This is a genomic window from Synergistaceae bacterium, from assembly GCA_021372895.1.
Lineage (GTDB): Bacteria > Synergistota > Synergistia > Synergistales > Synergistaceae > JAJFTP01.
This window is the reverse complement of sequence record JAJFTP010000036.1, coordinates 1-13713: the sequence shown is the minus strand read 5'-3', so window position 1 is coordinate 13713 and position 13713 is coordinate 1. Positions and strand designations below refer to the sequence as shown.

Below are 13713 nucleotides of genomic sequence, written 5' to 3'. Positions count from 1 at the left end.
ATTCATTGAAGCATTGCCTGAGATGCTGAAGAACAAGCTGCTCAGATGTGCGTGAAATGACTAAAAATAATATTCTTAACGTTCGCCGATTATTGGATTGTCAAGGTGCTGTGCACGTTATTTATGTGCGAAGTTTGAGTTGATTAATCAGAAAAGTTCGTTGATTCCCCGCACATCTGCTACAATATAGAGGGCTCGGATTTCTCTCAGGAGGGGTGCCAATGACACTGCGCAGAAAGAACACGGTTGTAATCGGAGCAATGTTTCTTATCATGCTTCTTCTGCTTGATCTCACGTTTACGAACTTTCTGCGAAGATCAGCCGAAGAGGCGGATCGCGAACGGATTTCCTTGAATCTGTCACGGGCGGTTGTCTCTTTAAACGGGGAGGCAAAAACGCTTGCCGCAATTGCAGGCAACTGGGCTTATTCCGATGTGACATGGAACTATATGCACGGTCGCTACCCGGGCTATGCCGAGTCCGTGCTTAACAGGGACGTGCTCACTGATATAGGCATCTCATCAATGATATTTGTCGACAACGATGGTGTTGTTCGGCTTTTTAAGGACTTCAGCGAAGATCATGAACCATCATCGCCTGCAAGTGAGTTTAAGGCGATATTTAATAATCCGCACTACGGCGATTTTCTTAATGAAATAGGTGCTGACGGCGTAAGCGGTATGGTTATGAAGGACGAACAGCCGATACTCTTCACAGTCAAGCCGATACTGACATCGGACAAGGAGGGGCCTGTCGCTGGTTACCTGATCGTGACCCGTGCCATTACCCCGCGTCTTATTCAGGATATTTCCCGGAATTTGCGTTTTAATTTTGCTATTGAACCTGTCACAGAAGATGAGAAGAATGTCAAGGATCTGCCGCTGATAATCTTAAGAGACAGCGAAAGTAAAGACAGATCGATCGTCGGGCGTATGCTGGTGAGAGACCACAAAAGCGCTCCTCTATTCTGGGTGGTAGGTATTTCGCCGAAAGAGGACCTATCTGCGACAGAGCGTAAACTGCAGAAGATGTTCCTGCTATTTGCAGGGTTTGCTATCTTGCTCTGTTTATTGGCGGACTTAATGTTTAAGTCCTCGATCAGCAACAGGATCCGCCGCCTACACAAAGAGATCGAAGTCATACGTGATGAGACGGGGCCGAAGAGCCTATTGACGGTCGACTCTAAGAATGACGAGATAACGAGCCTGCAGAGGGTACTGAATGATGTGATCGCGTATCACGATTTCAAACAGGAGAGTAAAAATAAATTTGACAGCATCAGCCTTATGGTCTACCAGCGTTTTGCCGAGGCGGGCAACAGCCTTTGTTACAAGACGCTTGAGGACATTGCGACTGCGTTCTCTCCGGGTGATGAAAAATTCCGTAACTCTTTGCCGCGTGCTGCGAGCATGACTGAAAAATTCTGCAAAAGGATGGGGATGGACGATGAGGAGTGTTTTTACGCATACATAGGAGCGCTGTTCAGCCGTATAGGGCTTCTCGGCATACCATTCGCGATCCGCAACAAAACCACGCCGCTCACTCCGCAGGAGCAAAGGGAATATCGCAAATATCCGATAATATCAAAGGATTATCTTGAATCCGTCGAACTGTTAAGCTCCGTGACACAGATACCTTACAGATGGAATGAGAACTGGGACGGCAGCGGGTTCCCGCATGGCATCGATGGAAGCGCCATCCCGCTCTCAGCAAGGATATATGCCATAGTGAATGAATGGAACGAATTAACGAGGTCTTGGCCGGGACGCAAGATGCCGACCGCGGAAGAGGTCGAATCCAAAATCCGGGCACAGGCTGGCAGTCGTTTTGATCCGCGTCTTGTGGAAGCGTTTATCAAAATGCTGCACGAAGGCTAAGGTCCAGCAAGCGTAAGTGTCAGGAGAAAGGAAAGGATGTACCGGATGAATGTAGTTGACGCAAGAGGGCTTGAATGCCCTAAACCTGTAATGAAGACTAAGGAAATTGTGGAGAAGGGCTGTCCTGAGATCTCCGTCTGGGTCGATAATGAAATCGCAGCTTCAAATGTGACCAGATATTTACAGGGACAGGGCTACACGGTCAAGCGCGAGGACGGCGACAGCACAATATTACTTGAAGCCAAGCTGGAAAAAGAACCGGCCGCTGAGCAGAAAAAATCCGGCGCCTACAGCATCCTGTTTACGTCTGACATGATCGGAGCCGAGTCTGGAGGCCTGGGGGAAGTTCTTATGAAGGCCTACCTGGGTACTTTGGTCAAGAAGGACATCCCGCCTGTTGTAATAGCGCTGATGAATAATGGCGTTAAGATGGCGATCAGGGAGTCATCGGCCTTAAGCATGCTGACTGAGCTTGCGGACAGAGGCACGCTGATTTTAGTCTGCGGGACCTGCACGAAACATTTTGGAATAACAGACCTGATAGAGGTTGGGGTTATCTCCAACATGTTCGAGATAACGGAGGCAGTCTTTGGCACTCCGAAACCAATAGTGATAGGCTGACATATAAAATATGTCGATATATCTTAACAATGCTGCGACAACATGGCCGAAGCCGCATGCAGTAGCCTCTGCCATGTATGGCTTTATCACAGAGCACGGAGCTAACCTCTCCAGGGGTTCTGCCTCCAGGCGTGACATAGACAGCCTTGACAGCGTATTCACCTGCCGTTCTATGCTGGCATCTTTTTTCTGCGGATATGAAAAGAGCAACGCAAAGTATGTCACGCTCACATCCAATGTAACAGAATCCATAAACATCATTCTTAAGGGGATCCTCAGACCCGGAATGAGGGTCGTCACCTCTTCCATGGAACACAATGCCGTCTTACGCCCACTGCGTTCGGCAGAAGCGGCCGGGGTCCATCTCGAGATCGTACGGTGCAGCATGCGCGGTTACCTTGATCCGGAGGCGCTGGACCATTCTCTCGACGGAGGTGCTGACCTTGCCATTATATCCCACTGCAGCAATGTCAGTGGTTCGCTTCAGGATATCGAAGCAATTGCGGATGTATGCAGAAAACGAAATGTCCCGCTTGTCATTGACAGTGCGCAAACTGCCGGAATAATCCCTATTGATACTGAGGCGCTTGGGTTGTCGGCTCTCTGTTTCACAGGGCATAAGGGGCTATTTGGACCGCAGGGCACCGGAGGTATAATATGGAAACCCGAATTTGCGGAAAATTGCAAGCCGCTTATAGAAGGAGGCACCGGAAGCTTTTCGCACGAAGAGTACCAGCCGGTACAGATGCCGGATAAATTTGAGGCCGGAACGCCGAACCTTCCGGGAATTGCCGGATTGCTTGCTGCTCTTGAATGGATAGAAGAGACTGGTATGAATAATATCCGCGCAAAAGAGGAAAAACTCGGAGCTAAACTGGAAGATGGAATATCAAGAATAAAAGGGCTTTGCATACTGGGCCCACGCGAAGACGATAAAAAGCTGCCTGTTTTCTCCATAAACATCGACGGTAAGGACAATGCTTCCCTTGCGCGCGATCTGTCAGAAAGATACGGGATAGAGACCCGCCCCGGACTCCACTGTGCGCCTCTCGCCCATCGCACACTAGGCTCATTCCCGGAGGGTGCGATGCGCCTTTCGCCCGGATATTTCAACAGCGAGGAAGACATAGAACTCACGATAGAGGCATTGGAAGAACTGGCTGAAAAATAGCCTTGCACGTTATACCTCCGAGCAGGGTATTAATTTTAGTCGTAATTTGCATCTCCTCTGCATATCGGCACCAGAAACCCGAAGAACAATACAGTCCAGCTGAAACCGACCTTTGCAGTACGTACCTGCCCTGCCTGATCTGCCAGAGTAACGATCATTACTCCTTCTCCCTATTTTCATCATGTTTTGCTTCCTGTTCCATGATCTTTATTCCAATTTTGGACATTGACAGCCATGTTATACTTACAAAACATGCCATGACCGGCAGAGAGAAGTACTTAAACTCTATCCGGCCTTTGCTGTATAAGACAAAAAAGACGGCGAGCCCCAGCACCGAAATGGAGAAAAAGAGCTTGGCTATCGTCTGTATGAGTTTGGCGGTGCTTAATCTCAAATCCATCCTCCTTTGGACAGTAACGGAAATAATCTACGCATAAATGATATCACAGTATCGCAGCAAAAAAGGTATAATCCGGGTGTTATGTGTAAAAAAAATAGACGGGAGGAATATAAAAATGACAATGACAATATGGATCATTCTGGCGGTAATTGCCATACTGGTTATATGGCTTATGACGACTTATAATGCGCTTGTCAGGCTGCGTAATATGAAGGAGGAGGGCTGGAGCGGCATAGATGTCCAGCTTAAGAGGCGCTCGGATCTTGTGCCGAACCTTGTCGAGACTGTAAAGGGCTATGCACTGCATGAGAAGGATACCCTGCAGAACGTAACAAACGCGCGGGCCGCTGTTGTAAGCGCCGGAGACGATACGGAGGAAAGGCTTAAGGCAGAGAATGCGCTCACAGGAACGCTGCGTACACTTTTCGCGGTAGCTGAAAGTTACCCTGACCTCAAGGCGAATGCCAATTTCCTTGAGCTGCAGCAGCAGCTGGGGGTCATCGAGAACGACATACAGATGGCACGCCGCTATTACAACGGCACGGTACGCAACCTGAACACGGCGATCCAGCAGTTTCCGGCGGTGCTTATTGCCAGACAGTTTGGTTTTACAGAGGCGCCATTCTTTGAGGCGGATGATGATGATAAACAGAATCCGAAAATAAAGTTTTAAAAAAAGTCCATTTTTGGACAGCTATGGAGGTCAGAGATGAAAAAAGTCTTTAGCAGTATCCCCATGTTTGTGGTGTTGCTTCTGCTTTTTGCCGGAGCATCTTGCGCATCCGCCAATGAGGTGCTGAAGAAATATGATGCTCATGTCCGCATAAATCAGGACAGTTCGCTTGAGGTCACAGAGACGATAGTTGCAAAGGTGGAAAATGTCGAGATACAGCGTGGGATAATACGGACATTTCCTGTAGAGTATAGGGATGATAAGAACAAGACTGTAGAGGTCGGCTTCAATGTGACCGACGTCAGACTCGACGGCTCAGAGGTGCCATGGCAGACGAAACGTTCGGGGCGCAGCGTTGACCTCAGGATAGGGGATCCCGACAGGATCATTGCTCCGGGGGTCCATACGTTCACGATAAAATACACAACAACGCGGCAGATAGGCTTCTTTGAGGATCACGACGAGCTGTACTGGAACGTGACCGGAACAGACTGGACATTCCCGATAATTGAAGCATCCTGCTCTGTCGCTTTGCCCGGGAGGGCGTTCGGCGAGGGGTTCAACACCATAGAATGGTATGTTGGCGAGGCCGGGACAAAGGGAGACATAAAAAATGCAAAACTGACCTCCGGGAACAGTGTGATTACAACACGGGCACTCGGTCCTGGTGAAGGGCTTACTGTCGTGTATACATGGCCTAAAGGGCTGGTCACCCCTCCTCCGCCTCCGTTAAAGGATAACGAAACGGCTCAGGGCATTGTCGGTACTGTTACGCTTGCGCTTATGCTATGCTGGTTCTGGTATGCATGGAGAAAATGGGGCAAAGATCCGATACGCAGGGCTGTGATCCCTATCTTCTACCCCCCCAAAAACACTTCCCCAGCATTTCTGCGCTATGTGCGCGACATGATGCTTGACCAGACCGCGTTCACATCCGCGGTGCTTGGTCTGGCTGTCAAGGGTGCGCTCGGGATAGAAGAAGAAGATGAGACAAAAACTTTCTTCGGAACGACAAAGGGCAATTATATCCTTCACAAGACAGATATCGAGCCGGAAAATTTAGAACCGGAAGAAAAGGCGCTTATGATGCAGCTGTTTCCGGGAAGTATAGATACGGTAGAGCTTACCCAGGCAAACCGGTCGCTGCTTTCAGGAGCTATGGCGAGCCTTGGAAGGAATTTCCGCAAAAGAAACTCTACTCTTTTCACCAAAAACACTGACAAGGTGCTGGTTGGTGTGCTTATCTATGCGCTCGGAACTGCTGCGCTTTATCCATTCAGCGGAGAATACCCGATAAACGTCGTACTTGCCGGCGTATGCGGCGTAATCATGATCGCTCTGGGCATGAGGCTCAGCAAGGCAGCAAACAGCGGTGGTCAGAATGTAAGGCAGTTACTCGTGCGCATTTTCCCTCCGGTACTGATCGGAGCTGTTGCTTCTATAGCACTGACAGACGAAGGGCTTTCTCCGCTGACGTTTCTTATGTTTGCTGCAGCCGCTCTTGTGATCTCCGTTATGAGGCCCCTTATGGTCGCAAGGACTAAGGAAGGCAGTGACCTGCTGAGCGATATAGAAGGCCTGAAGCTCTACATGGATACGGCTGAAAAAGAGCGTCTTGAGATGTTCAATCCGCCGGAGGAAACTCCTCAGCTATTTGAGCTCCTGTTGCCATATGCTTTGGCGCTCGATGTCGCGAAGACATGGGGCAACAGATTTGAAAAAGTCCTCACATCCGCACAGTACCGTCCGCAATGGTACACAGGCCCGTCTCCGTATATCTTTATGTATGGAGCAGGGCTGCAGAACTTTTCTTCAGACCTTCAGGATCATATGAAACAGAGTCTTGCCGCACCAGCTCCAGGAGGAAGTTCCGGGATGGGCGGCGGAGGATTCGTAGGAGGAGGAGGAGGCGGCGGCGGCGGCAGAGGCTGGTAGCATCTGCCGTCAGCATGATGCAACGGCATTTAACTGTAAATAAAACTCAATAGTCTACCGCATGGTCGGCGGATCTCCATCCTGATCTGCTTTATAGGATCCGCCGATTTATATATGTTTATTCTCTGCCATGCACACATGCTGCTCCTCAGGGTTTTTCAGTAATATCAGAGCCATAAGCGCGTTTTTCTTTTTGAAGTCTGATTTGCGTTTAGCTTTTTTTTAGAATTTCTTTTATCACATTCCATATTTCCGGTTTTTCATGTCCCTTGCGCCAGGCCGCAACACCGGCCAGTCTGTATTTATCGATGAGCAGCAGCTTGCGTGCTATTGATTCCTCATCCTCGACCCAGACTTTGTATGTTTTTCCATTTAAGATATATGAATAAAAATACTGTCCGAGATTATTGATCCATATCGGCGACAGCCTCCTTGACTGAATGATCATGTCGGACTCAGACATAGTAAGAGTGAATGCCTTTGTCTTTACTTTGCCTCCCCCTATGGGTGTCTCCTCCCAGCGCCTCATATAGAGCGGCACGCCGAGCACAAGTTTCTCGGGTGGGACACCCTCCGCAATAGTTTTTTGAACTGCCTGCTCGACCCATGGCATAGACGCCACGGAGCCTGATGTGGGGGATGTACGCCAGTGCTGGTCGTAGGACATCAGCACGACGTAATCAACGTATCTTGAAAGTGCCCCCCTGTCGTGGCTGCGAGAGGTATTGCTGTTTGCCGGTATAAAAACGTCAACGGATAATGTCAGGCCCTGTGAGCGTATTTTCGGTGCAAGCAGCGCAATAAAGCGCACAAAGGCCTCCCTGTCATTTACGTCCATGCCCTCAAAGTCTATGTTGATGCCGTCAAGGTTATAAAGCTTTGCATATGCCAGTATGCGTGCGATAAAGAGGTTTACTGCTCTTGCATTTCTGAAGAATGCCGTTGTATTGGTTTTGCTGAATCCGTTGGAGACAAGCCCCCATACACGATAGCCCTTACGGTGAGCTTCTTCAACGTAAGCGGCGGATGCCCTGTTTGCCATGCTGCCGTTTCCGTCGGTCAGGTTGAACCACGTCGGGGATATAATGTCAAGGCCTTCTATCCGGGGTTCGTTACTGAGGCTGGGGTTGTCATTTGTCACGTATGCCCAGACGAGAGAAAACTTTCCGTTTATCGCATCTGACGGTTTTGATCGTTTCGGCTGTATTACACCGGCCACAGTCTTGCGGAACGTGACTGTCCGGTTATCTCTCTCCGACGTAATGCCCGTCACACGCTCCATTCCTGTCATGTTGAAATATGATACTCCGTTATCGACCAGAGATGGGAAATAGAGAGGCAACATGTTCCCTGCGAGCAGTCCGATCTGTGGGTCACAGAATATATTTGCAGGGTCCTGTAGATTCACGATAAACCCCTTGCCATTCGGTCCGTTCATAAGAGGAACTCCCATCTGTCGCGCGGCATCAGCCGGGATCCAGAGATCTCCTCCTCTGTAAAAACCTGTGTCAAGCGTAATATTATTCCTTCCGTCATCTAAGTTAAGAGCAACCGGAATGTCACCGTCGGCTGCAAAGGCTGTGTTGCAAATCACCAAAGAAAAGGCAAGTGCAGCAAATAGTCTGAGGATATAATTTTTCCCAAATCTCATCAGTTCAGAAGACTCCTTTCATTACTCACAGTACGATACCATAAATTACACGAAGATATTAGGCAAAATTGCTATATAATGCAACTGTCGCGTTTCATTTTGGCTGGATCGAGGTGTTGACCGCTGAAAAAAATATTTTCCATTTTTGTTCTGATATTACTCCTTTGCACGATTTGTTCAGCTGCTTTCTGTTCTGAAGGAATGGGTATAACAAGTTCAAAATTTCTGGAGAAACTTGGCTACGCAGGTTCGCGTGTCAGCCATGGCCTTTCAAGCGCACAAATATACAAAAGGCAGCATAAGTCTGAGAAAAAATTTGCTATAGAATATAACAGTGCTGTGATGCTGATAATAAATGAGGCAAGGGAATCGGAAGAGCTGAAAAACGTCGCAGTCAGCTATATCATCGACGAAAACGAACATCAGCGGCATTATGCAAGAGACGGCATGGTTGAGGATGGGGATGTATTTGAGAGTATCTGCATACAGGTGATGATTGCGCTTCATGCTAAAATTACTGTCGAAACAGCACGTGAAAAACTTATGACTATAGGTTTATACGGCAGCATGCTTGACGGACGCCAGCGGAGCTGCACGTCAGGAGAATATCGCTATATAATGAAGCTCCAGCCAAACGGCATGGCATTGTTGGTTGTTGCTCACATATAACAAACACACATAAAAGACCGAGGAGAGGTTATTGAGATGAACATTCAGCAACTGATTGAGAAGCTGGACGCGGCAGAGACAAATGAGGAGATACGCGAAATAGGGGAGCAGCTGCTTGAGGCGGACCCGGAGAACCCTTATGGAAAACTTGCAGTGTGGGAGACTATGGAGTATGAGGACTGCGTTGAGAACCTTGACATGCTGCGCGAAGCACTGGACAATATCAGGGCGGTAGTCGACGCAAAGGAGATGCCTCCGGTGATGGAGGATGACCGCGATGCGCAGGTCTACTGCACAATAATGATGAACCTCGGTTACGCCCTGCTTGCAGAGGGGGAACCGGAGGCAGCTCTTGAAGTGGCGCGCGAATTTGCCAATTTCGATGATGAAGGTGCCTTTCCGAGCCGTACTCTCCTCTACCGCTGCATGCTGGACCTTCAGATGTACCGTGAGATATTGGAGACACTTGATGCCGACCCGCTTGAATCAGTAGTCGGAGAGCACGCGCGCGCGATCGCAATGATAGAGACGGAGGCAGACCAGGGAGAGATAAGGGATGCAGTGAACTATGCTATCTCGCTCGCGCCGGACGTTCCGTTTTTTGTCCTAAACATATGGGATATGCCGGAGATGGAAGATGATATAGACGAAGATCTCGAAGATATCATCAGCTACGCGACATATCTGGCCGACCCATGGTGCAGCTCCGATAAACGTTTAGCTGCTCTCAGCGCACCGACATTTCTGCTCGGATACCTCACGGGCAGGCTGAATGACGAGAAGGAGATGCAGGTGCTCAAAGAGGGATACGAGGCCGCAGGTGTTCTTGAGGATGTTGAAGCGGTGAGGGCACGTATCGCAGAGATGGAAGAAGAGGCAAAGGATCCTGAGGAAATTGACGCTGTCGCACTTGGAGAAACTGCCGAAATACTCGAAACCCTTCTTGGCTGATAACATAGCCGGATAAAGTCTTGCTCCGATCAAAAAACGGGGGGCTCACATCAGAGCCCCCCGCTGCGGGGTTTTATTCATTACAGTTGTCGACTATAACGCCCTGATTTGTCTCACCGTCCATGTACGCGGAGAAATCACCCCTGTATATCCTGATCGCGGGGTTTGGTCCCTGTTCCCATTTTTTACTTTCAAACCAATCCCTGTTAAGTATGTTTTTCTGTTCTCCATCAAAGACAGGCATATACAGAACATTATCAACTTCAAGATCAGAGAAAAAGTGTGTCCCGTAGGAGAGCTCGGGCATGAATCCAAGTCTCTGGATGCCCAGCTCAACGATGCAGCTGCAGTTGGTAAGCTCGTCATACTGGACCGGGACTCCGAGCGCAGGGTTGCTCGACCCGATCCGCCCGGGCGAGACCAGAATGTAGGGTATGCCTGCTAGGCTCTCGTTAACATGACCTATGCCCCTTGCCACTGAATAAAAATCAGGGCTTGAATAGTAAAGATTGTGGTCCACGTAAACAATGGCTGATATGTGTTCCAGACAACCGGGTGTTACCATTGTGCCGGCACGGAGAAGTATCTGTCTGTCTCCCAGGTCCGGTATGCCGGAGTCAAGACAAGTCTTGCACCAGAACGGGCGTGACTGGATGATACAGAAAGAATCCTCTGTCGGCTCATAAGCATATTCAATGTCGGCAGGGACTCCCATGGAATCTTCAAGCAGGCGGAGAGTCTTCTTCATGCGCTCAAAGAATAGTGGATACATCCTGGGGAAGTTTTCGAATGTGAGGCATATTTTCGAGTTGTGCTCGAGTTTTATCATGTTTTTCATGATTGGCATAAAAATGCCTTCTCCGTCTTCATAACTGTAGAGCTGCGCATAAGCGGCAAAATCAGGATGGAAGGATATAAGTTGATGCCATTGTTTCTTGATGTCAAGAGCAGTAAGTTCATCAGGGTGGTCGGCGTCTATTACGTGAAATGTCTCCTGAGCGTGTGACGCGATCTTTCCAGGGTCCTGTCCCTCGGGTCTGAGGTTCGGGTTGGTAAGCGATACAGTCCGTGCATAGCCTCGTTTTGTACTCATAGTGCCCAGCCCGAAAACAATTCGGAGGACCCCGTCCCCCTGTTTTATTCGTGTGTTCCACCGTCTGAAATTCTGTGAATAACCGACTCCTGCCATAGTTGGATAGTAGTACTGTCCACGCCATCTGCCCGCCATGCGTATAAGGATTATCCCCATGTCATCGTCGCCGAGCCCGTGCTTCTTCCGATAGCCGACCGCCTTGGGGAAATAGATCCTGGCATATATTTTTCTTATATCGTCTTCGACCCTGCGTGCCCGTTCCTCAAGTGATGGGAAATTATTGCTCAAAAACGTTGAAAGATACTTACCCGCAAACGAATGTTTTGTCGAATCTTCGAGCCTGCTGCTGCTGCGGACTACAACAGGGTCATTTATTTCGGTGAGAAATCTCCGAACAGCCTCGGATACGATCTTTGGAAGCGGGGTCGCCAGGAAAACATTCTCAATCCTTTCCGGATCATTTTGCGCTATAAGTGTTTCGAAATTTGGTACAGCTTCGAGGAACTGATGAAAAATATCCACGCTGAAGTATATTGATTTGGGTATTTTTGTTGCGGAGAGCATAGGATCACCGCTGTCCCGAAGTTTTCTGAGCGCGAAAAGCAGAGAGCGTCCCTTGCCTCCTATCGTACCGGAACCGTATATCATCGGTGCAAAATCCGGATCGTCCTGAGGCCTCCATGCGAAGTAACTTTCCTGGACTTTATCGGGATTGATCATGACTGTTTGACCTCCGTATCCCATCTGTCAATTACTACCCCTGTCTCGCTGTCTCCATCCAGAAGCACGTCAAAATTCCCGATGTAATGTCTTACAGCCGGATGGACCGAAGCAGTCCACTTGCTTTTCTGGAACCAGTCCCTGTTGTAGATGTTTTTCCCCATTCCTTCGAAGATCGGAAGATATAGGATGTTATCCCCATCAAGGTCAAGAAAAAAATGAGTGCCGTAAGATAGCTCGGGCGCCATACCCATATCGGGGGTGCCGATCTCAACGAGGCAGCCTGCGTTTGAAAGTTCGCTGTATTGCACCGGGACCCCGAGGATCGGATTAGAACTGCCCCACCTTCCTGGCCCTACGAGTATATACCTCTCTCCGTCAAGCTGATTGTTTATCTCGCCGACTGCGCGGGCAACCTCATAAAAGTCAGTATTATTACAGTAAATGTCTGAATCTACGTAGACTATATGGTGCACGTTCTCAAGTCTTCCGTTAGCGACCATACGGTCGCCGCGCAGTATGATCTTCTCCGGAGCGACATCAGGTATTTCAACGCGTCCCCGGTCGTCATAGACGGAAAGCGGGCGAAGCTGTACAAGGGTAAACCTGTCGTCCTCTGTTTCGTAGGTGAACTCCATATCAACAGGAAGCTGGATCTCGTGTTCAAAAAGCTTCAGGAGGCGTTTTATCCTATCGAAGAGGCGGGGACACCTCTGCATTAGCTCTGCCAATGTAAATACCGGTCTTGGCGCGTGCATGCTGCTTGTGTCGGCGAGCAGCCAGTGGAACATACTCCCGTCGTACCACTGGATATATGATTGTGCCATTTTGTGCGCCTTTATGATCTCATGTATGGAGTTCCCGAGTAAGCCGGTCATAAAAGAATTATTACCGATGTCGATGTAATCGAATTTTTCCTGTGAATGGGCGATAATATCCGCAGGGCTGTTGCCCTCCGGCCTCAGATTAGGATTTGTGAGATAAAATGTGCGGGCAAAAGAGCGGTCCACGGTGCGTGTCCCGAGCCCGAAACAGAGCCTTGCTACGCCATCCTCTTTCTTTATTCTCGGAGACGGACGCCTGAAGACCTGTGAGAATGCCGTTCCCGCGAACTCAGGGTAATAGCGCTGTCCGCGAAGCCTGCCTGCTATTGGCTGAATAAGCACTGCCATATGTTCCCCGCCCCAGAGTATACCGTGTTTGCGTTTGTACTCCCTTGCAGCCGGGTTATATGTTGAAGCATATACTTTCTTTATGGCAGTTTCGAGGTCTTTACGCCTCTGAGCACGCTCTCCACGGTTCGTAATGAACTTTGTCGCATATTTCCCGGCGAAGGACAGATTCACGTTATCTTCAAGTATAGATGAGGAACGAACGGATATAGGTCTGTCTATAGTGTCAAGGATGCGATCGATGCCTTCATCCGCGGATTCAGGCAATTCAGCATCCTGACAAATTTTGTATAGCATTGGAGCGTCGCTGTGCTCGCGCAGGGCCAGCAGCCTGTCCCATAGGCGGTTCATCTCCATGAATTCCTCAAAGACAGACGTAGTTATTACAAACGATTGCTGAGGCAGCAAGACATCATCAAGCAGCTTATGATTTTCAAGTATAGTGTGTGCAAAACTGAGCCCCTTTGCCTTGCCGCCGACAGCACCGCTTCCGATCAGCCAGCCGCGGTCTCTATAATATGGTACTGGGTCAAAGCTTCTGTAAAAATCTCCGTACTCCATCGTTCCACCTCCAAAGGTAAAAGGACCGGCTGTCAGGACAGATGTCTAGTTTATTGCGGCAGAACTCTATATACAGCCGACGGTCATTCAGTCGAGGATAAACTCATCCCGGCGGGAGTCGTCAGATACTTTGTATATATATCCTCTGTCCCTGTCCCATACATAGGGCCCGTTGCCTGAAATTGAGCCGTACCCGTCGAGGTACTCCATATTAAGGAA

Annotated in this window: 11 protein-coding genes; 7 read left to right on the top strand and 4 right to left on the bottom strand. The window is 49.1% G+C overall.

What is annotated here, in order from left to right:
* Window positions 1-221: 221 nt before the first annotated feature.
* From LLF78_03590 to LLF78_03580, 3 genes are read left to right on the top strand one after another with little or no spacing between them, the layout of a single operon-like run.
* Complete coding sequence (locus LLF78_03590) at window positions 222-1877, top strand: hypothetical protein (protein ID MCE5201581.1); 1656 nt, start codon at window positions 222-224, stop codon at window positions 1875-1877.
* Window positions 1878-1913: 36 nt separating this feature from the next.
* On the top strand, window positions 1914-2498 hold the full coding sequence (yedF, locus tag LLF78_03585) for a sulfurtransferase-like selenium metabolism protein YedF (GenBank protein MCE5201580.1): 585 nt from the start codon (window positions 1914-1916) through the stop codon (window positions 2496-2498).
* 10 nt (window positions 2499-2508) lie between these two features.
* Window positions 2509-3669 (top strand): aminotransferase class V-fold PLP-dependent enzyme, encoded by a 1161-nt coding sequence (locus LLF78_03580; protein MCE5201579.1) that lies wholly within the window; start codon window positions 2509-2511, stop codon window positions 3667-3669.
* Between the two features lie 157 nt (window positions 3670-3826).
* On the opposite strand, the gene LLF78_03575 is transcribed toward LLF78_03580, so the two are convergent.
* On the bottom strand, window positions 3827-4063 hold the full coding sequence (locus tag LLF78_03575; protein MCE5201578.1) for a hypothetical protein: 237 nt from the start codon (window positions 4061-4063) through the stop codon (window positions 3827-3829).
* A gap of 127 nt (window positions 4064-4190) precedes the next feature.
* Here LLF78_03575 and LLF78_03570 point away from each other — a divergent pair, with 127 nt between their 5' ends.
* Window positions 4191-4742 (top strand): LemA family protein, encoded by a 552-nt coding sequence (locus LLF78_03570; protein ID MCE5201577.1) that lies wholly within the window; start codon window positions 4191-4193, stop codon window positions 4740-4742.
* A 36-nt stretch (window positions 4743-4778) separates the two neighbouring features.
* The gene (locus tag LLF78_03565) at window positions 4779-6677 is read left to right on the top strand and encodes a DUF2207 domain-containing protein (GenBank protein ID MCE5201576.1); all 1899 of its coding nucleotides are present in this window, start codon (window positions 4779-4781) and stop codon (window positions 6675-6677) included.
* Window positions 6678-6888: 211 nt separating this feature from the next.
* Here LLF78_03565 and LLF78_03560 read toward each other — a convergent pair whose 3' ends face one another.
* Window positions 6889-8328, bottom strand: coding sequence for a hypothetical protein (locus tag LLF78_03560; protein MCE5201575.1), 1440 nt, complete (start codon window positions 8326-8328; stop codon window positions 6889-6891).
* Window positions 8329-8529: 201 nt separating this feature from the next.
* Here LLF78_03560 and LLF78_03555 point away from each other — a divergent pair, with 201 nt between their 5' ends.
* Both LLF78_03555 and LLF78_03550 read left to right on the top strand, forming a co-directional pair.
* Window positions 8530-8997, top strand: coding sequence for a hypothetical protein (locus tag LLF78_03555; GenBank protein ID MCE5201574.1), 468 nt, complete (start codon window positions 8530-8532; stop codon window positions 8995-8997).
* A 36-nt stretch (window positions 8998-9033) separates the two neighbouring features.
* Window positions 9034-9948 (top strand): hypothetical protein, encoded by a 915-nt coding sequence (locus LLF78_03550; protein MCE5201573.1) that lies wholly within the window; start codon window positions 9034-9036, stop codon window positions 9946-9948.
* 73 nt (window positions 9949-10021) lie between these two features.
* Here LLF78_03550 and LLF78_03545 read toward each other — a convergent pair whose 3' ends face one another.
* A complete protein-coding gene (locus LLF78_03545) occupies window positions 10022-11761 on the bottom strand; it encodes a PEP/pyruvate-binding domain-containing protein (GenBank protein MCE5201572.1) in 1740 nt (579 codons plus the stop codon).
* Window positions 11758-13494: a PEP/pyruvate-binding domain-containing protein gene (locus LLF78_03540; GenBank protein MCE5201571.1), complete on the bottom strand. Its 1737-nt coding sequence runs from the start codon at window positions 13492-13494 to the stop codon at window positions 11758-11760. Before LLF78_03540 ends, LLF78_03545 begins: the two co-directional genes overlap by 4 nt.
* Between the last annotated feature and the right edge of the window lie 219 nt (window positions 13495-13713).